Raw genomic sequence first — 26,302 nt, 5'->3', positions numbered from 1 at the left:
AGCTTTGACGATTATGTATACAGCTAATCATAGATACCCAATGTACCCCCTATTCGTAACGTTTGTTTAGATAAAACTTTACATAAGCAGACGGAATACTTGATTCTGGAAATTCAAATTTCTACTTTGTTTATTGTATATTCTGACTGTGTTACCTTCTACATATCAGTTTAATGATGGAACAGATTCGCATTGTGACACCAATCTGCTCATTTCACTTTCCAGACTCTTCCTCATTTCTTTGTCGGGAGGTGGTCTTCTTACGTAAAATTAGATATAATAATCGTTAAAAACTTATTACCTAAAGGAGAAGAGCAGTGAATGGAAAGTGAGAGGTATGCGTTAAATTTAGTAATGGTTGCTTTTTTGATAGGACTTTCGGCGTTTTTTGTTGCAGTGGAATTCGCTCTGGTACGGGTTAGACCGAGCCGGATCGACCAAATGATTGCAGAAGGAAACAAGCGTGCGCTGGCTGTTAAACAAGCCGTTGCCAATCTGGATGGTTATTTGTCCGCCTGCCAGCTTGGAATCACGATCACATCTCTGGGACTGGGCTGGCTTGGTGAACCAACGGTAGAGAAAATTCTCCACCCTGTGTTCGAAAGCATGCAAATTCCTGAGGCGGTTTCTTCATTCTTATCGTTTGTAATCGCGTTTGCTTCCATCACGTATCTGCATGTTGTGGTTGGTGAACTCGCTCCAAAAACGATTGCAATCCGGAAAGCCGAGACTGTTGCACTGCTGACGTCTACACCTATCATCTGGTTTAACCGAATTATGTATCCTTTTATCTGGCTGTTAAACGGCTCAGCGAACCAACTGGTGAAACTGTTCGGAATCAAACCTGCTTCTGAACATGAAGATGCACACTCCGAAGAAGAGTTACAGATCATCATTAATGAAAGTTTTGAAAGTGGTAAAATCAACCAAGCCGAATTCGGTTATGTAAGCCGGATCTTTGCTTTTGATGAAATGTTAGCCAAAGAAATCATGGTACCCCGGACCGATATGGTCTGCCTTTATGTGAATAGAACAAACGAGGAAAACCTGGAGATCATTCGTGAAGAACAATATACACGTTTTCCAGTAGTGAATGAGAGTAAAGACGATATCATCGGTATCATTAATACGAAACAATTCTTCCTGGAACTTTACGGAAACGATGAACCTGTCGATCTATCCTCCCTGATTCAGCCTGTATCGGCTGTTCACGAAACAACTCCTGTGAAGGACTTGCTCAAGAAAATGCAGAAGGATGGCGTACATATCGCCGTACTTGTCGACGAATATGGAGGAACTTCCGGAATTGTAACCATCGAGGATGTACTTGAGCAGATTGTTGGTGAGATTCGCGACGAGTTCGACGCAGACGAAGTGGAAGATATTCAAGTCATCAATGAGAACTATGTCATTATGGATGGCAAGGTTTCCTTATCGAAGGTGAACGACATGTTTATGTCCAGCCTGGATGCAGATGAGTGGGACACCATTGGTGGATGGCTCTACAGCCATCGTCCCGAGATGAACGAACAGGAAGAATATGAGTTCGAAAATCTAATCTTTGTTTTGCTGGAAAAAGACAAAAATCGGTTCTACAAAGTGGCCGTTGTTCCCAAGGAACCACTGACCATGTCTGATTACACAGATGAAGACGAGAAAGAGTCCAATTGGTCTAAATAAAGCAAATTTATAAATAAGAAGAGGAGCACTTGCCTATTTGGGTAAGTGCTCCTCTTCTTATTATATCTCGCCCTATCCGCCACTTCTCCAAGTTATCATTCAACCCAAGAATGGAACTCCCGTTTTTAGTTTGATTTTAATACCCACTTCGCAATATCATCGATAATGGCTTTGGAGACATTAGATGGCTCAGCGTACTCTTGACCGATTGAAAGTCCATCATAGTTGGATAAAAGATGATTTACCTTTGGATAGCTATTGTACATTACATTGGAATGACCTTGAAGAGACAATTTCCAGGTTTGGAATTGATTCATAGACACTTGCACATCGTTTTCGCCTTGTATAACAAGCATAGGTGTATTTTGTGTTTTAGCCAGTTCCGCAGGCACATAATCTCTCTGCTCAAACCACCAATAAGCAGGTTGAAGTGGAAACGCCTCAGGAAGATGATCTACAGAATATTTTGGATCTTTAACGATCGCAGCCACATTTTTATAAAAATCAGCTTGCCCTTGAATGACATCCGTGTCTAAACCAAGCTGCTTCATCCGCTCTACCAATTCGTCCTGCTGCTCAGTAAGCACATCCACAAAGCTACTACTTGGTGCAGCAAGTAGAATACTTCCTGCAATATCATGTTGTTTATCCTCAGCAATGATTAACGGCATTGCAAACCCGCCTTGACTATGTCCAGCTACAAAAATCGCTGTAGAATCAATATGTGCATTCTTTTTAAGGATTTCCACTGCATCGTTTACCTGATCTACGCTCTCTTGTTTTAATGTGAATTTAGGCTGTGAAGCCACCTTATAGGTATGCTCATACGTGACCTTATCGTATCTTAATACAGCAACTCCTTGTGAAGCTAAACCTACCGCAAGATCGCGAAACGGCTTTGCACCACCAATGGCAGCATCTTGATTGCTAGGCCCAGATCCGTGTACCAGAATGACAACCGGGAAAGGTCCCTCTCCCTTGGGCAAAGTTAATGTCCCTGGCAAAGCTAAATCACCCTGACCAACCGTAATGTCTTGTTCTGTATAGGCAGATGGGTCGTCGTAACTTGGTTTTTGATACACATCTGGCGTAGCGGAGGCAATATGCAAATCATCCACAAGTCCGTTATGATTCATTCTGACCGTAATATTTATACGAGTCAGCTCTGTTTTGAACGTATAGGTAACATTGCGATGCACTGTATTATTTTCTACATGCTTAGCTATGGCTTCACTTGTAATTTTTCCATTTTGTCCTTCTAAAGCTCCCCACAGCTGACTCAACAACGTGGGTGACAACACTCCACTCACAGAGGTATGAACATACTTGGCAGCCTCCTTGCCATCGCCCTCACTAATAAGGGAAATGAATATATCCTCAGGTGCTGCCTTCAGCGTCTCGGAAAGAAATGCCCCATCCACAAAGGTAACTCCTTTCGTTAACTGAACAGGATTGTTTAAGGATATGGCTTGCCCATTCACCATCGCCTGTTTCTCTCCTACCTTAACTACAATAGTAAGCTCACTTTTTCGTATTGTGATTTCTCCTGTTTTTTGTTGCCAAGATACCTCTGCCCCATTCTGTTCTGCAATCTCACGAATAGGAACAAGATTTTCACTACCAGCGGATTTTTCAGCAGCTTCTGAGATGGATGTCACCGGAAGAATGAGACCTACGAAAGTAAGAGAAAGTAATAGCTTTTTCCAATTGTTCATTGTAATAACTCCTCCTAATAATTATTTTCATCTATTATATGCATAGAATTATGAGCATTTATTGGCTCAGAACTCTGCTTAAAACAACAATAGCAATAATGAATAACACTAGGACCCAAGATAGTGGACGAGCGAAGTTAATCGTCCAACCTATTCCATAACGTTTTTCTACGGTAAAAGAGGGATCTTTGGGATTGAAGTAAATAAAACCAAGTTTCCAGTAATCATCGTCATTCACAGGCTGCTCCTTGAACCGTTCGCGATCTTCCTGATGGTTCCTAATTTTTCCACCGCCTTGTCTGCCTGTAAGAGACAGCAATATAGCGCCTAATAAGATCGCCACTGAGGTGATCAGACTAATCGCTGTTAACAAGACCTGATTAGGAACGAACATATTTATCTGAATGAAGGCAAATAAGATGGTAAGAAGTAAGCCTGTTATGATCGTAAATAGGGACCACTTACGGCGGAATCGGATATGATCAGCAGCAAATTGGGCAGGATTAGATGGAGTAAGCTGTTGTTTGCTTGTTTTAATACTCCAGTTCACCAACATCATCAGTGCAATGATTCCTAGCTGTACAAGGTTAATAGCCAATACCGAAAGGTAGGTTTTGGGCACACTGGAAGTGACATTGCCCTGAAAATCATATTTCATCGGAATGACGTTAGGTAGTGCGTTATAATTCAAGATTGTAATGATCGCAATGGCTACAATAATAGCCATGTGAACGAGAAACCAATAGTTGGAATAGGTGAGTTTATTTTGGCGGAAGGTGGTATCGATTTTAACCCTTTGAGGTACTTCTACAGTTGTAAGTGTTTCTTTTATCTTTTTCATCTTGAAATGAAATAATATGTGTAGTGCGGCCCAGTACACAATGAATATCATTGTGCAAACACCGGTGATCATTGTGGTAGACTCTTCATTGGCAGATCGGAGTATATACAGACAGGTGAGAATAATCAACCCGTTTCCGATCAGACTTACTGTAGCAAACGTTCTCCGGAGCTTACGTAATACTGGTGTGTAGTAATTATATTGACTTACCGTAACCCCAAAGCTGATTGTTTCCCTTGTCACATAAGGTGCAAAGGATAGCAGTAAGGCTAATGGAGCAAAAATTAAAATGATAGGCAATATACTAAATAGTTGCATACATAACACACTCCCTTGATTCTTTATTCTTTGTTGTGACCCATCTTCACATCATCATACATTTGGTCTAACACTGCAGATAGTTCCTCTTTGGTCATTCCGCGACATATCGCTTCCGCAATAATCGGTCTTAATTCTCCTTGCTGCTTTTTCAAAAAATCATCTGTTAAATCTGGCATTCCATCAGGGTTTACCACAACTCCCTTTTGTCTATGAACCAGAATGTATCCATCTTGCTTGAGTAGTGTGTAAGCCTTGTTGACGGTGTGAAGGTTAACACCGATATCTGCGGCCAAATTCCGAACCGATGGTAACGCCTCACCTAGCTGTAACTCACCACTAGCAATGCCTTCAATAATTTGATAAACAAGTTGCGAATAGATGGGAAGTTCGGATTGCATATCCAGTTGAATAATCAAGGGTTCACCTTCTTTTTTGTTATCTGTTATATACCAAGTATAACAGATATAACATGAGTGAGCAATATGGATGAAAAAAAGCCGCATACCAATGGCGAGGGCAAACTTACCTGACCCTTCACCATTGATATGCGGCTTATCCTGTTGAGCTTATCGATGTGATTCAATAACAAACATTAGTAGTGGCACATGACAGCGTTGTATTTCAAATTCCATTTAAGTTTCAGTCTTATCTTCGACAATCCGATAATGGATTTTGCGAACTATAATTTTCAGAATCATATATAGGGGAATCACGATGATCATACCCAAGATATTTCCCAGGTCAGCACCCACGAGCAAAAGGATAACGGTAGTCAGTGGATGAATATCAAGCTGCTTGCCATAGACATAAGGTGAGATCAGGTTATCCTGAATTTGCTGTGCGATTACAATGATGACCAGGGACCAGATCGCCATCGAAGGTGATTCGATAAACGCAACAATGACAACCGGGATAGCTGCCAGCAAAGCACCCACATAAGGGATGAAGTTCAGAATAATCGATACAACAGTCAGCAGCAAAGCGTAAGGCAAACCTAAGATGAGAAAACCGATATACATCAGAATCCCCAGGGCTACATTAACAATAACCCGCCCAACAATATAGTTACTTAGTGCTTCATCGATCTCATGGACGGTCTCTTCCCCGTCCTTCCGATAATGTCTTGGCAATAATAAGGTTAGATTCGTTCCAAACTTGCTGCCTTCCTTAAGCATGTAATACAACATGATCGGGAACGTTGCCAGAATAATAACCAGATTGGATACCACGGAGAATAACCCGGAGACATAATCGGTTACCTGCGTGATCCCTTGGCTCAGAACATCGGATAATCGTGAGAATAGATTGGAATCATCAGGCAGGTATCTGGATACAAAATTGCTCTTTTCAAGTGCATTCAACTGATCGCTGAGTGAAGTAACCAACGCTGGAGCATTCTCCACAAAATTCATCAATTGTTCACGCAGGGAAGGCCATACAAGCACACTAAAACCTGCAAGTATTAATGCAATTACGACATAAATAATCAGAACTGACAATGCACGTTTAATCTTATGCCTTTCCATATAATCGACGAGCGGGCGCAGCAGATAATAGAAGAAACCAGCAATCAGCAGCGGAATGATGATGATGTGAATCAGTGAGGTCAGGGGGCTGAAAATAAAGTTCACTTTTTCCCCCAGATACACGATGAGTAGCAACAGAATTATCGCTGTGCATATGCGGTAGAACTTGTTATTTATCAAGAAACGTGATCCCTCCATGCGCTGCTCTGCCAAAGTGACTGCGGCGTTCATATGTATATCTAGTCATTTACTTATGATACTAAGTACCCTTAAATGACAGTCATGCCACAGGCGATGCTGAATATACACTTTTTTTTCTTTCCAAAACAGTATTGGAGCAAAAAAAAGAAGCAGGCGTTAGCCTGCCACATCTCTTTTGCTGAATACAACCCAGGAAATCACCATGAAAATAACGTAATACACCGCCAGAACTGCAATGGAGAAACCCAGTGTCATTCCTGCACTTGGACCACCCATTAGCGCAAAATCCGCCCCGGAGGTCATGTATTTGCTAAGATCCATGTTGTTGAATAGAACATACTTGGCCCACTCATAACGGACCGGATTAAATATGAGTGAGAAGATACTCTGTGAGAACATAATGAACAGGGATAATCCAATCGCAAGTGCACCTGAACGAAATACGGAGGACACCATAAAGGCAATCGCAAGTGTAATGAACAGATCAACGTACAAATATCCCCATAACGTCAGAGCATTCGTAGCCGGACTACTGCTTCCTCCCGGAGCATCATGCGAGAAAAGGATATAAGACGTTAGCATGGCCATCGCGATGATCAGCAATGTACTGACAATACTGAAGCCAACGACGGTCAGATATTTGGAAGCAAGTACTTTGCTTCGTGACCATGGACGGATCAGCAATAGCTTAATGGTTCCCCAGGTAAATTCGCCCGCAACCGATTCCGCTGCAATCACAACACAGAAGATCGTGTTCAGGAAAAACGTAATCTGGATGGTCGTTACAGCCGCTTCCCAGTACAAAACTTCATTGGACCCCATGCCTTCTCGCAGTAACACTGGCATTAATAGCGAGATCAGCGCCAGAATTGATAACATGATCCAGGTACGGGGACGACGGAAAATTTTCATATTCTCGTTCAATATCAGATTACCAAAACTACCCAATGCCTCCACCCCCAGTGACTTGCAAGAATTGTTCTTCCAGGGTGTGAGTCACGTTACGAATACCGTATACCTGAAACCCTTCGCTAACCAGCTTGGCATTGATATCCGGAATCTGCTCACGAGACACTCGCATCACCAGGACATTGCCCTGTACGATAGCACCCTGAATCAGATCCGCAGCGCGGTCAGCATCATTCAGCTCAAAAGCAACTTCGATTAATGCATCCGAACCGGCTTCAGCCCGAAGGTTTCTTACATCGATCAACTTGCCATTCTGGATGATGGCCACCGTATCACACATCAGCTCCATCTCCGACAATAAATGACTGGATACAAAGACCGTAATACCTTCCTCTTGGGTGAGCTGACGCAAATAATCTCTCAGTTCCCGTATACCCTGCGGGTCCAAACCATTGGTCGGCTCATCCAGCACAAGCAGCTTCGGTTTATGTAATATCGCTTGCGCGACACCCAGACGCTGGCGCATGCCCAGTGAATAGGTTTTGACCTTATCGTGAATACGGGCCGTAAGCCCCACACGTTCAATCGTTTCCGCTATACGTTCCTTCGTAACTCCCGGCGACATGCGGGCAAAGTGAACGAGATTCTGGTACCCGGTCAGAAACTTGTACATTTCCGGATTTTCCACAATAGCTCCTACCTGGGCTACCGCCTTCTCAAATTCATTCTTCACACTGTGTCCCGAGATGAAAATGTCACCTTTACTAATGGACATCAATCCAACCATCATTCGAATCGTTGTTGTTTTCCCCGCGCCATTAGGTCCTAAAAAACCAAAAACCTGCCCCGGAGAAATATCCAGAGTCAGGTCGCTGACCAATGATCGGGAGGATATGATTTTGCTGACGCCCTGAATCCGGACGACCGGCTCCTGCTGCATTCAATCCCCTCCTTCATGGACGAGCACATAACTCATGCCCGTTTCTCATATGAACATAGTGTATCATAATCTTTAGTATATTGTCCCGCAAACTGGGATTTCCCCTGACGTTTCGCTTCAACTACACACGCTTCACAGCATCCAAGCGGCATTTCACTCCGGTAGAATCCGGTGCGAAATACGTGATTGCCTCCATTGCCCTCTTCCTTCATTTCGACAGAGCTTCTAGTGACCGACACAATCATCCCACAACTGACACAGTAAAAGCGGCCCGTTTCGATCAATGATATTCCTTCCCCTCACAAGGAGCTTAGAAGTCCTTGTTATTTGTCGTTAGACGCTGAAAATTGATACATTTTGTATCTATCTCGTAATTTACTTGACACCGAGACTAATGTCAAGGCTTTACAGGCATGAAAACAAGCAAAACGCAAAAAAAGCTCCATAAATGCGACAAAAGTCTCGCATTTACGGAGCCTCATGTTAGGTAAATGATACAATTCGGTTCAATGTATGGGTTAATATTATTTCCTGATCAGTCACTATTGTCGATCTGCGAGGTATCCTCATTTTTCTGATTTGGATAATACCAGAGTAAGGTCCACTCATCGCCATCCTCTACCAGATAACAGGTCTGCACAATATCGAATTGGCCAAAGGTACCTGAGTACTTCTGGGTGACCCGAATTCTGTAGGCTTCAGAAAATGGCTTAACGCCATCAATCACGGTTACATCGAACTCGCGCTCCGGCTTTTCCATCTCCAGCTCAAACGTTTCCACGCCAAAATGCTGCATAAATATATGTGCTCTGTTCTGTACGTAAGCACTCTTGGGAAACCGCTCTTTCATCAGGGGATGAAAGAGTTCCCATGAACTGCCGAAGTCACCCGTCTGCTCATATTTGTAAAACTCTTCGGCAACAGCAGCAGCTTCATCCGTTGTATCTGCCTGAAACAAATACGGAATGGTTCTGGCAATCAACCACAGCAATAATACAATGATCGTGATGAACCCGATCTTTTTGAGCAAAGCATTGCGGTTCCTTCTTCGCAGCATGTCCAGTCCTCCTTGTCCTACTCCATACTTATGATGGATGGCAGACAAGTAGAAGTTGAACGATACATCTAATTTCCTGGGAAATCACTCGCTGCGAATGGAAGTACGCTTTCCCTTTCTGATCCTTCGGATCATGGACTGAAGCCCTGCATATATGGCAATCCCACAGCAGCCGCCAAGCAAGTCTACTCCAACATCACGTATCGAGCTTGTCCGGTCCGGGCTGAACTGCTGAATATACTCATCAATGGAGGCTATGACAAACACCACAGCCAGAGCAGAAACGATACTGGTCACAAGGGATGTTCTTCTGTACCGCAGCCCGCCGTACACAAGCACGGCGAGCACAGCGTATACAAATAAGTGCGCACTCTTGCGAAAGACGAACTCTGCAAAATCATACGGCCGCTGCTTCAGCGAATACTCATACTCCCCATAAGTGAATTGCACATCAGGAAGTGTAAAACCGATGTGCAATTTTTGAGACCATTTATGAAGCCAAGGCTGAATGTCTTGCTGTTGAGAGGATTGCGTGGACATGGACCAGATGACCAGAATCCAGATCACAATCAACAGCAGAGCAATGAGAAATCCGTACGTTCTTCGTACATGCTTTTGTCTCGTGCGCCCGGAGCCCTCCTCCATCATTTTGATCTTCACCACTTTCATATCTCTATCGTTATTCTATTGATCCAACATACATGCCTCTGCCATTTGTACCTACATATACCTGACCATAGATTTGACGGTCTGCCGCCATAATCTGCGGTTCATTGCCCAGCCCGATTCCATCACCTAAAGGACCTATATTGTTCCAGGTTGCCCCCATATCATCTGAACGGAAGAATCCTTTCACATTATTTACGGTGCCATATACATAGACGGCTGGAACCAATTTGCCTGGCTGAGCCTTTCCAAAGGCAAATAATTTGGAATTCTGTACGCTCTGGATCTTGGAAAATGTATTTCCCGAGTTGGTCGATGCATATAGTCCATCAGTTCCCAAACTTACCCATACGGCATTCGCCACACCAGGTGCAGCCTCGACTTTAATGGAGCTTGTATTGATATCCGTATTAACAGGAAGGCGAACCGCATTGGCTTTGGACCAGTTGGCACCTGCATCCGTTGAGCGATACAGATAACCAGCAGCATACATATAAAATTTATATCCATTGATGCGATCGGCAGCCAGTGGATGATTATAGGCAAAGACCATATTCCCCCCGATAGCCTGAAAAGGGGCACCGTTCATATTTTGCCAGGTTGCGCCACGATTCGTGCTTCTGACCGGATTACCGGTCTGGGGGTAATAAACAATTACATTCGGATTAATGGCCGAGTAGGCGACCCTCCCCAGTTTGGAGCCAGCCGGAACATTCATTGGAGTTACGGTAACTCCATTATTGGAAGAGACAAATAAACGTGTGGTCGTACCATACCAGTCGCTGCTTCCCAGAAATATCATGTAATTCGGATTTGCTTCGTGATAGTCAATACTTACAATTTCTCGCATACCCGCGAGCGGGATTTTATTAAGAGGAACATCGGTTACATTTTCATGTCTAAATCCGACCTGATCCGTTAAACCACTGAAGAATGAAACACCCTGAGGTGGTGTGGATGCCGTGAGTGCGACGACTTCTTCATGACCATCGGTAATGGCTTCCCAAGTACTCGCTGTATTGCCAGTCAATCCATTGGTACCATTGATATTTTCCGTTTTGTACACGCCAAACCAGTCTGTGGCATATACGGTACCCGGATTATGCGGATCAAACTTGATACTGGATGTCGCTGAGAAAAACATGTTGGGTGTCCACCATGACGGTTTGGATACCAGCGTTTTGCTCACTGTTGTCCAACTCTGTCCGCCATTAACGGAACGATACAGTGGCAGATTATCCCCGCCTGTTCGAACGGCTGCCAGGATGTGATTATCATTATTGGGATCAATTGTGATTCCATAATAAGATGAGTAACTGGAGCTGGGTGTTATATTCGTCCACTGCACACCATTGAACTTGTAAACGCCTTGATTATCCGTTGTCACATACAACGTCCCGTTCTTCGCCACAGTCATACGCGCAGGATATTCGGGGCTTCTTCCGGTAAGTTGCCAAGTGGTCTGACCATTGCTTCTTGGTGCTTTGCTATACACACCAATGCCGCGAACCCCCGCATACACAACTTGACCTTGCTTGGTCACGGGATTCAATCCATAAGCTACACTCCGAATTCCCTCACCGGACAGCCCGCTAGGTACATCCCATACCTTGCTCCAAGTGGCTGCACCATCACTGGAAGTGTACAATCCATCATATCGTGTACCCACGTGCAGGTAATTGGAATTCGTGGGATTAACCGCGATGCTCTCTCCCATGGCTCGATGGATATTTCCATTCGATTCATTCCGAAGATTAAGTCCGGTTCGAATCCAGGTCTCTCCCCGATCTGTGGATTTCAGAATATCACTCGGCCCCACGTTCCCATACTTCCCAGCAGCGATATACACGACATTGGGGTTTTGCTGATCCAGCGCAATTCCATCCACGCCGTATAGATTGCTGTCCTCATCTCCGAAATGATCAAGTAGTGGGATCCAATCTCCTGAATCTGCATCCAACCGATAGACTCCTCCAACGTCAGTTCGAGCGTAAACCAGATCAGGCTCAGTCGGATGAATGACCACCCCCGTAACGTACCCCCCACCACCAATAGGTATATTATTCCATTGATAGTTTTGAGCTGATTGAACATAATTTGTACTTGCCGGTATCATGAGCATATACATTAGTAGCACAATCAGGGACAATTTCATTAGCCTGGAGATACGCATCTGGTTCACCGCCCTATCCGATCATTTTGAATGTTCTTCAATCATCTGATGTATCCTGTCTCGTTCCGACTGATCCACGATATAGTAATACACTCCGTCTATTTTCTTGCCCGTGCCTTTAATCTCAACGGATTCAATATGATCCAGTACCGAACGATAATTGGAGAACATCTGCTTCATCTCATCAAAGGTAACGTCGGTTCTAACGTGAGCACTGACTTCGTCCAGCAACGTCTCCAGTTGCAACACGTTAGATACCTGGACCGTATTCTTCAGCACTTGTTTGATGATCTCCCGCTGGCGGTCATTCCGCCCGAGATCTCCCTTCGGATCATCATAACGCATCCGCGAAAATCCCAAAGCAGCTTCACCATCCAGATGAATATTCCCTTGCTCGAACCGGTAACCCTCATAGTCAAATGCAAACGGGTTATTCACATTCACTCCACCCACCATGTCGATGACTTGTGCAAAGCCCTCCATATTCACTTTCATGTAGTAATGTATGGGAACATCAAGCAATTGTTCCACCGTTTGCACAGACATGTTAACGCCCCCAAAAGCATAGGCATGGTTGATCTTATCCTCGGTGCCGTGACCAACAATATTCGTTCTGGTATCTCGGGGGATGTTAAACATAAGTGCGGATTGTTTCGCAGGATTAACACTTAATACAATCATGGTGTCGGAGCGCCCCCGATCATTGGAACGTTCATCCACACCCAGGATCAAAGCATTAAAAGGTTCTTCATTCTCCATGTCCACAGGGAAATCTCCCCCACCCCGCTGGTCAACAATAGATACCTGCTTGATGGGTTCCCGGGGTTCATACATTTGATCCGCCGCTGATTTAACATGCGAATACAGATACACAGAATATCCAATCATGACAACTGCAACAAGGGAAATGGCACCTAATGTTATTTTGATCCCGCGTCTCATGTTATGGCCTCCGTTAGATGACTGCCGTTTTTCTACCATCGATATTGGTTAGACCTGGACGACCAACAGAGTAGTATTGGAAGGATGTATCTTTAATCTGATCTTCTCCGTAGATGTTTCTTCCATCGATCAGGATGGGTTGACTCATATGCGCTGCCAAATCAGTCAGATTAACCTCCATGAACTCTTTCCATTCCGTCAGAACACAGAGTGCATCAGCACCTTCCGCCGCTTTCATGGCACGCTCTTCCCACGTAATGGATGGGGAATCCACCTCTTTGCGGAAGTTCTCGGTAGCGATGGGGTCATACGCCCGAATCACTGCCCCCTGCTCAAGCAAACGCTGAATGATCTCAATCGCCGGAGCATCACGAACGTCATCGGTATCCGGTTTGAAAGCGAGCCCCCAGATGGCAATCTCCTTCCCTTCGAGTGAGCCTAGTGCGTCTTCCAGTTTACGAATGACGTTAAAGCGTTGATCTTTGTTCACTTCCACCACGGACTTCAGCAGTTTGAAGTCATAATCCACATTACCTGCAATTTGAATCAGAGCCTGTGTATCCTTAGGGAAACAGGAACCTCCATAACCAATGCCTGCCTTGAGAAAGGAGGCACCGATTCGTCTGTCATAGCCCATGCCTTCGGCAACGCGGCTGACATCTGCTCCTACTTTCTCACAGATATTAGAGATTTCGTTGATAAATGAGATCTTGGTTGCTAGGAAAGCATTGGATGCATATTTAATCATTTCGGCCGAACGAATATCCGTAACAATAATCTGATCGGTTAATGGCTGATGCAGCTCTTTCAACGTGGCGACTGCCCGCTCACTATGTGTCCCAATGACTATCCGGTCAGGATAAAGCGTATCCTGTACAGCGGTACCTTCTCGCAGGAACTCCGGTACCGATGCCATGTCGAATGGATGATTCGTCAAACTGCTGATCCATTCCTGAATACGATCGTTCGTTCCGACAGGAACAGTGCTTTTAGTCATTATTATTTTATAATTATCCATATAAGAACCTATTTCTCGCGCGACAAGCTCAATGAAGCTCAGATTCGCTTCGCCATTTGGCAGAGATGGCGTACCCACCGCGATAATGATGATATCCGAACGGCTGATAGCATCCTGAATGTTGGTGGTGAAGGACAGCCTTCCTGCTTTCATATTGGCATTCATGATATCCTTTAGACCTGGTTCATAGATCGGAACATGACCGTCCATTAACATATTCACTTTTTCCACATTGTTGTCGACACAGATAACGTTATTTCCCAGTTCCGAAAAACATACGCCCGATACCAAACCCACATACCCTGTGCCAATCACCGTAATATTCATTCCATAATCTCCCCCATGTCCTAATGTGTTGGTTACGCATGCTTCACATATGTTTGAACAATGTCCTGCCATTCGGTAGACACTCTAACGATATCTTCCTCAATCAGCTGACTGCCGATCTGTACTTCAATGATCTCCAGTTCCGTAACGGCCCTGACGGAATGAAGCATACTCCGGTCAATGATCACCGTATCTCCTTGCCCGATCATTCGGCTCTGTCCATCCAGAATCAATTCCCCTGTTCCCGATACAACCGTCCATACCTCATTGCGAAGCAAATGATATTGATAACTCAGGTTTTTCCCGGCACTGATGCAGATTCGTTTGGTGAGAACCTCTCCGCCAGCTTCGTTTCTTGTGTAATCCAAAACCCGATAGCAACCCCACCTACGCTCCTCATACATGGGACGTTGATCCTCGTTCTTCAAGATCTCCTTGATCCGTGGACTGGCTTCTTTGTCACTGACCAGAATCCCATCCGGACTCACGGCGACCACCACATCCGACAAGCCCAATATGGCAACCGGAATGTTCAATTCATTGACCAGGTGGGTATTCAGGGAATCTCCCGTAATCCACCCTTTTCCCACAACCGAGCTTCCCATCTCTTCCGTGAGTGTGTTCCACGTGCCTAGATCTTTCCAGAAACCGTTATACGGAATAGCGATAATCTGATTGGCTCTCTCGACCACCTGGTAATCAAAACTGATTTTGTGCAGTCTTCCGTACTGTTTCAGTATCTCGTCATACTGTATCGGCAGTTCCATCTTAATGAGCAGATTAATTAAATATCCCAGCTTAAAAGCAAAAACCCCGCAATTCCATAATGCGGCCTGCTCAATCATGAGCGCCGCATCGGATTCGCAGGGTTTCTCCTGGAACTTCGCTACATTAACATATTCGTTGCTACTTTCACTGGGAGATGAAGATTGCGGAATGATATATCCGTACTTCTCTGACGGATACGTCGGCACCACTCCCATTAAGGCCAGATCGGCACCTGATTTATCGAGCATCTCTGGCAAGGTTGCCAGAACCTCAAAGAACTCTTTTTCAACAAAAGGATCTACTGGCAACACTGCAATTGTCTCATTCAGACTTACACTCTCTACGGAATACAGATAGGAGGCTGCCAGCGCAATCGCAGGAAACGTATCTCTACGCTCGGGCTCGACAACCAGTCTCACATCGTCTCCCAGCTGAGAAGTCAGAATCTCCACCTGTGGCAAACTGGTCGCGATAAGCGACTCTGATGCAAGTCCGGCATGATTCAGCTGTCGCCATACCCGCTGTACCATGGATTCCGGATTTCCCTCTGGCCCATGAAGAACTTTAAGAAATTGCTTGGATCTGGAATCGTTGGATAACGGCCAGAGACGCTTGCCAGAACCGCCGGATAACAGAATACTTCTCATAGGGCTGCACCATCCGACAACACAACCGTACTTGCTCCCTTGCCGGTCTCGGTTGGTTTGTTATATGTGCTGGTCTGATTGGACTCCAGTCTGCCTGCCGGATTGCTCTTGGTCCAAGCTGCATAATAATTTGAGTTTTTGCCGTATGAATTATCCAGCAGGATGTTCGGTTGATCCAGGAGACAGGCCAGAATATGTCCATGCAGACGGGATGTCGTAATGGTTTGGTATTTATTGAATTCCTTAATGGCCGTATGTACCATCCGATCAGAGTATTTGTACCACAACCAGCGGGCAAAAGAGCTGCCTTTTCCTGACTTTAACCGGGATGTAATCATGCGAATGATCTTCCGGTCTACCCGGTTGTACAATGTCTCCCAGTCTTTAAACGTGGCCTTAGGTCCACTGACGGATTCGTAATGCACCTGATTCTGAGTTTTCTCAATGTCTTTACGGAAGAAATACAACATCTCTGCACTAGGCTTGCTCTTGGACTTAAGAGGCCACAATTGATGCGCCATATCAGGAGACAGATAGACATTTGTTTGTTGAAATTCTTTACTGGCTATCTCATAAGATAAGGTATCCCGGACAAAAAAGTGTACATCCTTATGACGATTGAATACTTGGGCTGTCTTCTTCAATTCAATATCACTCTTGTAAAACATCGTCTGTGGCAGAATGACAATCCGGTGATTCGGATGCTGGGCAATCATGCGCTCTCTCAATTTCTGATGGGCAGGGTACAGATCACCAAAGTTACCTCCCCCGTGCAACACAATCGTGATACCTTCCGGAACCTTGAGGGACAAAGGGCAATCCAGAATGCTGTATCTGGCACGTACATGAATATCATTGTCCCGGAAGAAAGCCTCAGTACCTTTCATAATCAACAAGTCGCCACCGTTACTATGCACCGGGTAATCCAAATAATAGATTTCGGTACGAGGTGGAATGACCTTCAAAATCTGACGTAAATGTCCCTTCAACTCTTCCATTGGATGAATATTGTTAGTGCCCAGCATCTCCATCTCCTCCTTGGGTGACTCTTCTTCTTTTTTTGTTTAACCGTTCATAGAGGAACGGCAAATCTTCTTTGTCATAGAACATGGCGGCAAACTTTACCTTAAATACAATTTTCATGGCGGCCACAGTAACCACCATTCGCACAATGGACCCGATCAATAATGCAATCGCAATTCCGTTGAGCCCCCACAGCGGGGTGAATACAAAGAACAAAGCCACCGTCACCGAGAGTGCAATGAGCTGTCTGATCATCACAAGTCCAGGCCGACCAAGTGCATTAAATGCGGATGCCAGAATCCAGGAGCCACCACCAATGATGCATTCAACAGCCAAAATATAAAATGCAACGCTTGCTTCCAAAAATTCGGAGCCAAACAGAAGACCCATCAGGTAGTTCCCCACAAACATGGTGGGTATTACAATGATCATCATGACCATGAGCGAGATGCGGAAGGCTCTGCCAACTGTTCGAATAATCTGCTCTTGGGGCAATCCGGTCACTTTTGGAAAAACAACATTGCTAATCGCCGTCTGAACGGCATTGTAGATTCGGGATAACGCAAATACGACGGAATACAGTCCAAAATCACGCGGGGTGAGCAAAGCCAAAATAATGATTTTATCAAACTGGGTATACAGCGTTCCTAACAATTCAACGCCATACACCTTGCTGCCATAACCAAAAAGCTTCTTGGCTGAACTCTGGTCCACCCGATCCTTGAACCATCTCAGTCTTAATTCATTACGGTTCGCATAGATAGCCCACGCCACCACTGAGAAGCTGGTTACAAAATAGATCGCAGCCGCGAGCTGAATGCTCAGCATGCCCAAGCCCCATAACACAAAAAGCCCGCCTACATTAAACAGGGGGATCATTAACCGGATACCATTATATACAGCGAATTTCTCCCGACTCTGCGAGAGCGCTGATATGAGATTGATGACAATAAGTACAGGAACGGTAGCAATCGTATACCATCTGGATATCTGCACGACCTCCGGCGGAAAGCTGGAGAGCCAGAAAGGTAACCCAAACCAGGCCACAATACCAATGATGATGCACACCGGAACTTGAAAAAGAAAGCTTAACCGCACATACTGTGCACTCTTCTCGGTTGCGCTCTGTTTGATGTTATAAATGATAGAAGTTGGTAGTCCAAATCCGACCAAACCGGTTAAGAGTGCTGGCCAGAACAGGATGGCCGAGAATGCACCCTTTCCCTCCACACCGAACATACGTGACGTCAAAATGGAAGACAACATCGTCAGTGTCATGACCAGCAGATTGGTTCCACTTGTCTGAAATATGGCACTCATTAAGCCGTTTCCTCTGAATACTTTGCGAAGTGCAACTTGCGCCATAGCGATCCTCATCCCTTACTGTTTTGACGAAGCGACCCAACAATCATGCCGTTTCGGTAACATACTTTGGCAAGCTGACGTGTGAACCGATCTGCATTATAAATGTAGATCAGTGAGGTTGTGATCCCCTGTGCAAGCTTGATGCCATGTTTGGCCGTACGCACAACACCACGATCCTGATCACGAATGGCATCACTCACACCTTGCCAATAGATTCGGCGCAGAAACCAGTTCTTTGTCGTTCGCTCTTTGGCTACTTTATGTTGTACCGCACCATACGGCGTGTAGTATACCTTGAACTTTGTCCGTATTCTTGCAATTAATTCACTCTCTTCACTGGAGAGAAGGTTGTTCCCCACTCTTCCAAGATCTTCACGGAAGGGAGCCAGTTGATCAAAGACGGATAAACGAAAAGCCACATTTGCCCCAAATGGAATATAAGGACTTTTCATTTCAGTGACTTCATCTGCAAAATCCAGAATGGTGAATAGCGACCTGTTCTCCGGTGGAATCCACATTGGCTCAGGCACTTCCCAGATCGGGTCAATCTTGCCTCCGACACAACCGATGTTTTCATTCATCTCAAACACGCTAACAATTTGACGAATCCAATCCCTGCAAGCAAAGGCATCATCGTCAAGGAACAGGATATACTCGCCGCGCGCCTCGTGAATGGCCCGGTTACGGGCTACAGACAACCCTTGCTTTTCTTCCAACACATAACGGATCGAATGGTTTTCATGCTGCAAGATGGTTTGGAGAACGATTTCCCGTGTGTTGTCTTTCGAATTGTTATCAATGAGTATGATCTCATAGTCGCTGCTTGCGTAATTCTGTTGTATTGCACTTCGTATGGCCTCTACCGCATCATGTGCACGGTTATACGTACAGATCGCGACGGTTACCTTCATCATTTCATCCCCATATTTTTCAATTAGGTCCACCCGTTCATCTGTACTAACTGGAGTACAGGGTAAGTGTCCTTTGGGCAATCACTGGCCAATCCAGCCGCTCCAACGCTTTGACAAAACCACTGCCTTCCTGAAACTCCGATTGTTTTAATCGGATCATATTCATCGCTTTAAGCAACCCATCCGGATCCGAAGGTTCGTAGAGGACCGCACAATCTTCGGGCAGGTATTCCTCCAATAAGCCAATCCGTGGTGCCACCACCGGTTTACAGAAGGTCAATGCCAGAATCGCACTACCGGAAGTTGCAATTTGCTTGTATGGAAGAATGATCGAATCGACTGCATCGAAATAGTCCGAATATTCATCATCTTCGATGAAATGAAAATGGGTATGGATATGTCCACTCTTGAGAAATTCATCTCCAAGGTCATAATCCTTTACCTTTTTGCCAGCAATCAACAGATGGGCTTGTTCGGAATCCAGATCCTTGAATGCCTCCAGCAAATCATCCACGCCTTTGTAAGGCGACACCTGACCGAAGAAAGCATACACATAACTATCCTCCGGGATGCCAAACCGGGAGCGGATATTCACGCCTTTTCCCTGATACACTCCCTTGTAATGTCCATGAGGAATAACCTCGATCATGCTAGAATCAATCCCAAACGTCGAACAGATCTCAGAGATCAGGGGTTTGCCCATGACAATCAGCTTGGAGCAGTTTCGGACCAGTATTTTTCTCATCCAATAATCGAAGCGCGTCTTACCGCTGTTGTGAGGCCAGATGTTATGCACCGTCCAAAACAATTTGGCCCCGCGCAAACGTGCAAAACAAATCATCAATACATACAGAATGGACTTGATCACGGTTGTCAGCACGGAAGAACCTCTGTAATAGAAGCTGGGCCAATGAAAATGCAGCACATCATTTTTTTTCAGTTTGATTAGATCTCTTTTGGTAAACTGTTTCACTTCCCATCCCTTGTTCTCAATGGAATCGGATAACAGCTCATTGAATTTATTGTTCTCAATCATCTTGGGCAGCATATACACCGTCGGATTTTCCATCCAGGCACCTCTTACTTTAGTTTCATTCGCACAGGTTCCTCTGTATACGTTTCAACTGCGCGCCTTGCATGAAATCTCATTAAAAATCCTTGCATCATAATTTTGATATTACGCTTGAGCAGCACCCAATCTTTCCACCAGGGATACAGCGACAGTGCTTTTTTCAAATAAACATTATTGCGAAGTGTATTTCTCGACCATTCGAGCATTCGATAATGGTGTAACTGACGACGCTTCTGTTCCTTGGACATGTCATTGTAGTATTTTAATATAATCTTGCGTTGGCCCTTGTACTTGGCCGTTGTAGAGGTTGAAATTCGTGGACCACTATGGATATTGATATCCACCAGCGGTTCTTTCACGTTCACGGCGATGTAGCCTCGTTTCAATATGCGCAGATAAAAGTCATAATCCTGAGCGGATGTCAGATTTTCATCGAATCGAACTTCACGAGCCAGTGAGGTAAGTACCATGATTTTGGACGTTTCCCCAATCCAGTTGAATGTAAGCAGATCCTCATACCGCACAACATCGCGAGGTTCCACCGACAATTTCCGTTTGACCACCTGATGCTGCTCATTCGTGTATGCGAGATACTTGCTGCAAAAAGTGAATGATTCCTGTGTACGCTCCAGCACTTCCGCCTGGGTTTTTATTTTGTCAGGCATCCATTCATCATCATCATCCAGGAAGGCAATGTACTTGCCATTGGCTTGGGATATCCCTACATTCCGTGCATGGTTGGCTCCTTTGGGATATGGAACCCGGATGTACCGAATCCGTGAATCTTCCCGGGTCCATGCCTGACAGATCTCTGGCGTCTGATCTTCTGATCCATCATCCACAATGAAAATTTCCAGATACGGATGTGTTTGCTCACGTACACTTTTCAACGCATTTTTCAATAAATCGGCCCGGTTATGGGTCGTAATGATGCAAGATACCAAGGGGTTCATTTCATCACCTTTTCCTGTTCACTAGGATACCTTCACTTGAAGTGCATCATATATTCCTGACAATCTGCCTACGAGAAGATTCATATCGAACTTATCCGATATAATCGCTCTGTTATGTGAACCCATTCTTGCTCTAACCTCTTCATCCGTGATGAGGTATTCCAGCGCTGATGTCAGCCCGTGCACATCTCCCGGCTCGATTAACAGCCCATTATGACCGGATGTAATCACTTCGGGGATGCCTCCGACGGTGGTCGATATAATGGGCAAGCCACAATTCATTGCTTCAAGTATGGCCATAGGTAATCCCTCATGATAAGAAGGCAGGACCAATAGATCCGCTTCCCGCATCAGCTTTTCCTTTTGCTCTCCGTTAATCCAGCCGAGTACATTGACACGATCCTCTATTCCATACTGCTGCACGATTGCTTTGACTTCTTCGACTTCGCCATCCCCTGCCAGATTGAAGGTAGCTGTAACGCCTAGCGCCTTCAATTGCTGAATGGACTGAAGCAGATCGTAGACTCCTTTTCGCTCACCGAGTCTGCCCATGAAGAGAGCATTAACGGCTGCTTGTTGTTCTCTCACAAACGGTTCTTTGACAAAGACCCCGTTATAAAGAACCTCAATCGCTGTCTCCGGCACAATCGTAGCAAAGTAATCTTTCCACGTCTGGGACAAGACAATCAACTTGTCTGCCTGATTCAGAATGTAGTGACAATACTTGCGCTGCAGAGCAAATTGATTGTAGAAATCATCAAAGCTGGCCGCATGAACATGCAGAATAACTGACTTTCGAAACAACTTTCGTGCCGTTAGCAGAAATAGAGACTTCCGATAAAAGCTCCCGTTGTTCGCCATATGAATATGCACGATATCCGGCTTAAACGTGTACAATTTCATCCAGAATTGAATGAATCCCCGTATAAAAATAAGCAACCGTGAGAACACGCTGCCCGTGATATACGTTTCGACCCGCTGCATGGCGTACATTTCCGAGATGGAGGAATCCTCAATGTTTTTGATGACACTCACAATTCCGCCCATATCCTTCAAGGATGATCCAACAACCAATACTTTTGGTTTCATGATAGACTCCTTTTTTTCATGGTTAATCTTCAGACCACTTACAGACTATTCACGTAATTTTTAATGGATGAGATCAGATCAGACTGTTTTCTCACATAGGGCTGGAACGTCAGCTCCTCTATGCAAGGAACCAACTTTTGCAATTCAGCCCGACTCTCCGCGACGGCCACATAGCCGTTTTCCTGAAAAACCTTGGAGATTTCAAGCTGATGGTCATCCACATGCTCGCCCCATTCTTTCCGGCGTGGAATGACAATAACGGGCTTGCCGCGTTCAAGACAATTTGTAATGGAGCCAACACCCGCATGAGAAATAATGCATCTGCTGCGTTCCACATATTCATTCATCTCTTCCTGGGTGAGGAAAGGAATCACAGTAAAATTTCGTGGCTGATACTCGGTATATCCGGATTGGGCAACAACCTCTTCTTCAATAATTCCTGCCTCAATCGCCTCATCAATAAGCTCAAACATCCGATTGAAGGGAAACCGCTGGGTTCCAACGATAGCAAATATCAAAATAAAGCCCCCCTGTATTTTGCATTGGGATAGCTATCCTGCAACGTTTCCCATTGGATGAAGAACTCATCCGAGATTTTGTACATCAATCTCCCGGTTGCGCTGGAGGAATAGATTTTGGCATAACTTTCGATATAAATCAGCTTGGCACCGAAGATTTTACCGATAAGGCAAAAAGGGTAGGTAGCTCCGGCCCCTGTTGTAATGATCACCTTTGGACGCTCACGCAGATATAGAAAGAACGACTTGATAATATTAGCCACAAAGATTAGCAAGAACATCGCATTTTTACGCTCTTGCTGCATTAAGAAGTATACTTTGCCCTGTGCAGAATCTACTTTTCTGCTTTTATTCTTCTCGGTAATCAGGAAATAATCATGTTCTTCAACCGCAGGAATAATTTTGGTTAATTCATCAAAATGACCGCCTGTAGAACTGATCAAACAGACCTTCATGTTCTAATCTCCTTTGAAAAGGATACATCCTTGGCTCGCTGTATCTGTATATCCACTTCTGCTTCAGCCCCTGACTTGGAATGAACTCCATTTCCCGTAGCATATAACGCGTTCAGGAAGATACAGAATGGAGCAATCAGATGAACCGTGGACAGGGTATTGTCAAAAAAGGAATAGGTCAGGAAACCGATAATCATACCGGCAAAATACAACCGGATCATGCCGCCCAATCGGAAGTAAACAGCCCGAAACACCAGCAGCAGCGATAGAAATAACAGGATGGCTCCAACTAACCCGCCATCGTAATAAAAACGAATGTATTCATTATGAGGAACAACGAATCCAGAAAAAATACTTCCATCATTTGCTACAAGAGTTGAGCCGAGTCCACGTCCAAAGATCGGATACTCATTTGCTTTGCCAATAAAATAATTCCAGGCTACATCCCTTCCCGACAAGCCTTTGCTCTCTGACCTCATCTCATAATTGTCCCACTGCGCAATCACCATATAGGCCACAGCGACAACGAACAGAATGAGAGGAATAATGGCACTGACTCTGCCTTTGATGAAGGCTTTCAGTTGATCAAAAAGATAGACCAGAATAATCGGAATAAGCGCAATAAGTGGCCCCCTTGTTCCCGTCTGGACCAGAATGACCAGATGTGTCAAGGTAAGCATGTAATACAGAACAACCTGATGGCCTTGCTTGATCTGAATCAGACAGACACAGATGGAGATAAAACACAACATGGCCAGATGCGCGGCGATGTTGGCTCCCTGTAACCGGGTTACACCCGACATCTCCAGGTTAGTAATGGACAATATGCCGACGAGTTGCAGAATATAACCACCAGCCAGACTGAACAGCGGCAACCATGCGAGTACACGTATAATTCGTTGACTGATTTCTCTTGAAAAATGGGGCATCAGCAACAAAAAAGGAACAATGACTCCCAGAAAGGCCTTGAATGGATCGAGCGGACTAACCTTACTGGGCAGATCAGATAGAAAATAACTCTCCACAAATAAAAAACCAATCGCCAGTGCAGGATATATCAGATCTTTGCGAATACCAAAGCGTAAAAAAAGAGAGACGACAAAACCCAGAATCGCCAGCTTGTAGAAGGACAGCGAATCCAGTCCTGCCAGATGAATGCTAAATATTTTGTCAATGGACAATGAAAAACTTACGATGAGAATCATAAAAATCCAGCTGGGCTGTTTAATATAAACGCCCAGCAGAATCACAACTATGAGTGCAACAACCGAGACTAGCGGAAGATAGATTGCTGCGAAGACAATTACCAGCGAAAAAAGAATGATATTAAACGACTTCATATTCAATGCAGCAAGTATACCGGTCTTTTGCATATCTGCTATGCCACCTCAAAGCCAGAATCGTGTTTCAAAACGCATCCTTCGAACCTACCAGCACCTTGAACGTTCTGAAGATAATTTTGATATCCACCATCATGCTGCGCTCACGGGCATACGTCAGATCCAGCTCCACCATTTCTTCAAAACCAACACTATTTCGACCGCTGACTTGCCATAATCCCGTACATCCGGGGATCATCTGAAGACGTTGTCTGTCATAGGAAGTGTAGTTCTTCACTTCTCTGGGCAGAGCCGGTCTGGGTCCAACGAGACTCATCTCTCCTCTGAACACGTTCCACAACTGAGGCAGCTCATCCAGACTGGTTTTCCGAATGAACTTGCCAATCCGGGTAATACGGGGATCATTTTTCATTTTGAACATATTTCCATTCACTTCATTCTGATCAATCAGCTGTTCCAGCAGATCTTCTGCATTCGCAACCATGGACCTGAATTTGTACATGTGAAACTCTTTTCCATTCTGTCCGACCCGTACCTGACGAAAAAAAACAGACCCCTGCGGGGCCTCGATTTTGATCAGTAATCCGATGACCGCAAACAAGGGGCACAAAATGATCAAACCTATGAAAGAACCCAGCAAATCGAGCATTCTTTTCATAAATAGATACACTTTATCCGCATTTTGTCCTGACATCGTTGTTGCATTGTACCCCAGACTTGGGTCCATAACAATCTCCGCTTCCTTCGATTGGGGAGATGGACTCATTCAAACTCCCCCCCGGCTGCATGTTCTACCGACTCTTTTTCCAAAATTTGTTGTAGAGCTTGCAGCATAGGAATTCTAAGTTCCTGTTTTTGCAGAGCGAAGTCGATGGTTGTCAAAATGAATCCCAGTTTCTCGCCCACATCATAACGTACTCCCTCGAAATCGTAAGCATACACTCCTTGTGTCTCATTTAAGCGCTGAATCGCGTCTGTTAATTGAATCTCTCCCCCTTGACCAATCTCTTGTTGCTCCAGATGTTCGAAAATCTCTGGACTCAGTACGTATCTCCCCATAATCGCCAGGTTGGAAGGCGCTGTGCCTTGGGCAGGTTTCTCTACGAACCTGAGAACCTCTGTCAAACGGCCATCCGATTGAAGCGGGTCCACAATGCCGTATCTGTCTGTTTGTTCAGCAAGTACGGTTTGTACGCCAACAATGGAATGTTGAACCTGATCATATTGATCAATCAATTGTTTGGTGCATGGAACTTCCGATACGACGATGTCATCTCCGAGCAACACGGCAAAAGGTTCGTCACCGATAAAGTTACGTGCACACCAGACAGCATGACCAAGTCCTTTGGCCTCTTTTTGTCTTATGTAGTGGATATCCACGTTAGAGGATTTGCGAACCTCTTCAAGCAGGCCCAGCTTCCCTTTTTCCAGCAAGTTATGTTCCAATTCAAAAGCGTTGTCGAAATGATCTTCAATTGCCCGTTTCCCTTTACCAGTTACGATGATGATGTCTTCGATTCCAGAGGCAATGGCTTCCTCAACGATATACTGTATAGTTGGTTTGTCCACAATAGGGAGCATTTCTTTGGGCATCGCTTTTGTGGCTGGCAAAAATCGTGTACCTAGTCCAGCTGCAGGAATGATTGCTTTTCTCACTTTTTTCATAAATACCACCCTATCCTCTTTTTTTTTAGTTTGATAAAAGTTGAACCAGGGCATCTAACCCGTCCTCACGTCATACCTTCGACGATTAACGTCTAAGGTTCATTGAACCCACAGCATGACCGAGTGCCTACAGTGATAAAGGTGCAGTAGACATTACCTGTTTACTTGGGAGCATTGGAT

At 44.9% G+C, this 26,302-nt stretch carries 25 protein-coding genes; 1 reads left to right on the top strand and 24 read right to left on the bottom strand.

Translation table 11 applies throughout. The features are described 5' to 3' along the window. Positions 1–321 precede the first annotated feature (321 nt). Positions 322–1,680 carry a hemolysin family protein gene (locus tag J2X75_RS17690; protein WP_124117020.1) on the top strand — a complete coding sequence of 453 codons (1,359 nt, stop codon included), beginning with the start codon at positions 322–324 and terminating at the stop codon, positions 1,678–1,680. Between the two features lie 125 nt (positions 1,681–1,805). Here J2X75_RS17690 and J2X75_RS17685 read toward each other — a convergent pair whose 3' ends face one another. The 24 genes from J2X75_RS17685 to galU all read right to left on the bottom strand — a co-directional run bounded on the left by J2X75_RS17685 (position 1,806) and on the right by galU (position 26,122). Continuing rightward, positions 1,806–3,395, bottom strand: a complete 1,590-nt coding sequence (locus J2X75_RS17685) for an alpha/beta hydrolase family protein (protein WP_310338375.1) — start codon at positions 3,393–3,395, stop codon at positions 1,806–1,808. A gap of 58 nt (positions 3,396–3,453) precedes the next feature. Beyond that, positions 3,454–4,554 carry a DUF1648 domain-containing protein gene (locus J2X75_RS17680; RefSeq protein ID WP_310338372.1) on the bottom strand — a complete coding sequence of 367 codons (1,101 nt, stop codon included), beginning with the start codon at positions 4,552–4,554 and terminating at the stop codon, positions 3,454–3,456. A gap of 23 nt (positions 4,555–4,577) precedes the next feature. Beyond that, entirely contained in the window at positions 4,578–4,973 is a 396-nt protein-coding gene (locus tag J2X75_RS17675; protein WP_310338369.1) for a GntR family transcriptional regulator, read from the bottom strand. A 216-nt stretch (positions 4,974–5,189) separates the two neighbouring features. Then, positions 5,190–6,263: an AI-2E family transporter gene (locus J2X75_RS17670; RefSeq protein WP_091015415.1), complete on the bottom strand. Its 1,074-nt coding sequence runs from the start codon at positions 6,261–6,263 to the stop codon at positions 5,190–5,192. 177 nt (positions 6,264–6,440) lie between these two features. Then, entirely contained in the window at positions 6,441–7,232 is a 792-nt protein-coding gene (locus J2X75_RS17665) for an ABC transporter permease (protein ID WP_036668933.1), read from the bottom strand. Then, positions 7,225–8,133 (bottom strand): ABC transporter ATP-binding protein, encoded by a 909-nt coding sequence (locus J2X75_RS17660; RefSeq protein WP_310338365.1) that lies wholly within the window; start codon positions 8,131–8,133, stop codon positions 7,225–7,227. The genes J2X75_RS17665 and J2X75_RS17660 overlap by 8 nt, the downstream gene beginning before the upstream one ends. A 32-nt stretch (positions 8,134–8,165) precedes the next feature. Next, positions 8,166–8,417 (bottom strand): hypothetical protein, encoded by a 252-nt coding sequence (locus tag J2X75_RS17655; RefSeq protein WP_143760279.1) that lies wholly within the window; start codon positions 8,415–8,417, stop codon positions 8,166–8,168. Between the two features lie 251 nt (positions 8,418–8,668). Next, positions 8,669–9,190, bottom strand: a complete 522-nt coding sequence (locus J2X75_RS17650) for a hypothetical protein (protein ID WP_307539056.1) — start codon at positions 9,188–9,190, stop codon at positions 8,669–8,671. A gap of 84 nt (positions 9,191–9,274) precedes the next feature. After that, positions 9,275–9,853, bottom strand: a complete 579-nt coding sequence (locus tag J2X75_RS17645) for a VanZ family protein (protein ID WP_310338359.1) — start codon at positions 9,851–9,853, stop codon at positions 9,275–9,277. Positions 9,854–9,869: 16 nt separating this feature from the next. Continuing rightward, positions 9,870–12,029 carry a WD40/YVTN/BNR-like repeat-containing protein gene (locus tag J2X75_RS17640; RefSeq protein WP_310338356.1) on the bottom strand — a complete coding sequence of 720 codons (2,160 nt, stop codon included), beginning with the start codon at positions 12,027–12,029 and terminating at the stop codon, positions 9,870–9,872. Between the two features lie 21 nt (positions 12,030–12,050). Beyond that, positions 12,051–12,971, bottom strand: a complete 921-nt coding sequence (locus J2X75_RS17635; protein WP_310338353.1) for an LCP family glycopolymer transferase — start codon at positions 12,969–12,971, stop codon at positions 12,051–12,053. Positions 12,972–12,984: 13 nt separating this feature from the next. Next, positions 12,985–14,316, bottom strand: a complete 1,332-nt coding sequence (locus J2X75_RS17630) for a UDP-glucose dehydrogenase family protein (RefSeq protein ID WP_307539063.1) — start codon at positions 14,314–14,316, stop codon at positions 12,985–12,987. Positions 14,317–14,348: 32 nt separating this feature from the next. Continuing rightward, a complete protein-coding gene (locus J2X75_RS17625) occupies positions 14,349–15,731 on the bottom strand; it encodes a sugar phosphate nucleotidyltransferase (RefSeq protein WP_310338349.1) in 1,383 nt (460 codons plus the stop codon). Next, on the bottom strand, positions 15,728–16,756 hold the full coding sequence (locus J2X75_RS17620) for a polysaccharide pyruvyl transferase family protein (RefSeq protein WP_307539067.1): 1,029 nt from the start codon (positions 16,754–16,756) through the stop codon (positions 15,728–15,730). Before J2X75_RS17620 ends, J2X75_RS17625 begins: the two co-directional genes overlap by 4 nt. Further along, positions 16,743–18,119, bottom strand: a complete 1,377-nt coding sequence (locus tag J2X75_RS17615) for a lipopolysaccharide biosynthesis protein (RefSeq protein WP_062833046.1) — start codon at positions 18,117–18,119, stop codon at positions 16,743–16,745. Before J2X75_RS17615 ends, J2X75_RS17620 begins: the two co-directional genes overlap by 14 nt. Before the next feature lie 8 nt (positions 18,120–18,127). Next, complete coding sequence (locus J2X75_RS17610; RefSeq protein ID WP_307539070.1) at positions 18,128–19,033, bottom strand: glycosyltransferase; 906 nt, start codon at positions 19,031–19,033, stop codon at positions 18,128–18,130. A gap of 43 nt (positions 19,034–19,076) precedes the next feature. Then, positions 19,077–20,099 (bottom strand): glycosyltransferase, encoded by a 1,023-nt coding sequence (locus tag J2X75_RS17605; protein WP_310338341.1) that lies wholly within the window; start codon positions 20,097–20,099, stop codon positions 19,077–19,079. An 11-nt stretch (positions 20,100–20,110) separates the two neighbouring features. After that, positions 20,111–21,055, bottom strand: coding sequence for a glycosyltransferase family 2 protein (locus J2X75_RS17600; RefSeq protein ID WP_310338338.1), 945 nt, complete (start codon positions 21,053–21,055; stop codon positions 20,111–20,113). A gap of 21 nt (positions 21,056–21,076) precedes the next feature. Beyond that, positions 21,077–22,144: a glycosyltransferase family 4 protein gene (locus J2X75_RS17595; RefSeq protein WP_310338335.1), complete on the bottom strand. Its 1,068-nt coding sequence runs from the start codon at positions 22,142–22,144 to the stop codon at positions 21,077–21,079. Between the two features lie 38 nt (positions 22,145–22,182). Continuing rightward, a complete protein-coding gene (gene pssE / locus J2X75_RS17590) occupies positions 22,183–22,662 on the bottom strand; it encodes a PssE/Cps14G family polysaccharide biosynthesis glycosyltransferase (RefSeq protein ID WP_310338332.1) in 480 nt (159 codons plus the stop codon). Further along, complete coding sequence (pssD, locus tag J2X75_RS17585) at positions 22,659–23,117, bottom strand: PssD/Cps14F family polysaccharide biosynthesis glycosyltransferase (RefSeq protein WP_036611329.1); 459 nt, start codon at positions 23,115–23,117, stop codon at positions 22,659–22,661. Before pssD ends, pssE begins: the two co-directional genes overlap by 4 nt. Continuing rightward, positions 23,114–24,490, bottom strand: coding sequence for an O-antigen ligase family protein (locus J2X75_RS17580; protein ID WP_150366612.1), 1,377 nt, complete (start codon positions 24,488–24,490; stop codon positions 23,114–23,116). Before J2X75_RS17580 ends, pssD begins: the two co-directional genes overlap by 4 nt. A gap of 34 nt (positions 24,491–24,524) precedes the next feature. Further along, positions 24,525–25,223 carry a sugar transferase gene (locus J2X75_RS17575; RefSeq protein WP_397383849.1) on the bottom strand — a complete coding sequence of 233 codons (699 nt, stop codon included), beginning with the start codon at positions 25,221–25,223 and terminating at the stop codon, positions 24,525–24,527. After that, positions 25,220–26,122, bottom strand: coding sequence for a UTP--glucose-1-phosphate uridylyltransferase GalU (gene galU / locus J2X75_RS17570; RefSeq protein ID WP_091035105.1), 903 nt, complete (start codon positions 26,120–26,122; stop codon positions 25,220–25,222). The genes J2X75_RS17575 and galU overlap by 4 nt, the downstream gene beginning before the upstream one ends. Between the last annotated feature and the right edge of the window lie 180 nt (positions 26,123–26,302).

The organism is Paenibacillus sp. 2003 (genome assembly GCF_031455635.1).
Taxonomy (GTDB): Bacteria; Bacillota; Bacilli; order Paenibacillales; family Paenibacillaceae; genus Paenibacillus; species Paenibacillus amylolyticus_B.
The sequence above is the reverse complement of the archived record's forward strand: the minus strand, read 5'-3'. Positions and strand labels throughout refer to the sequence as shown.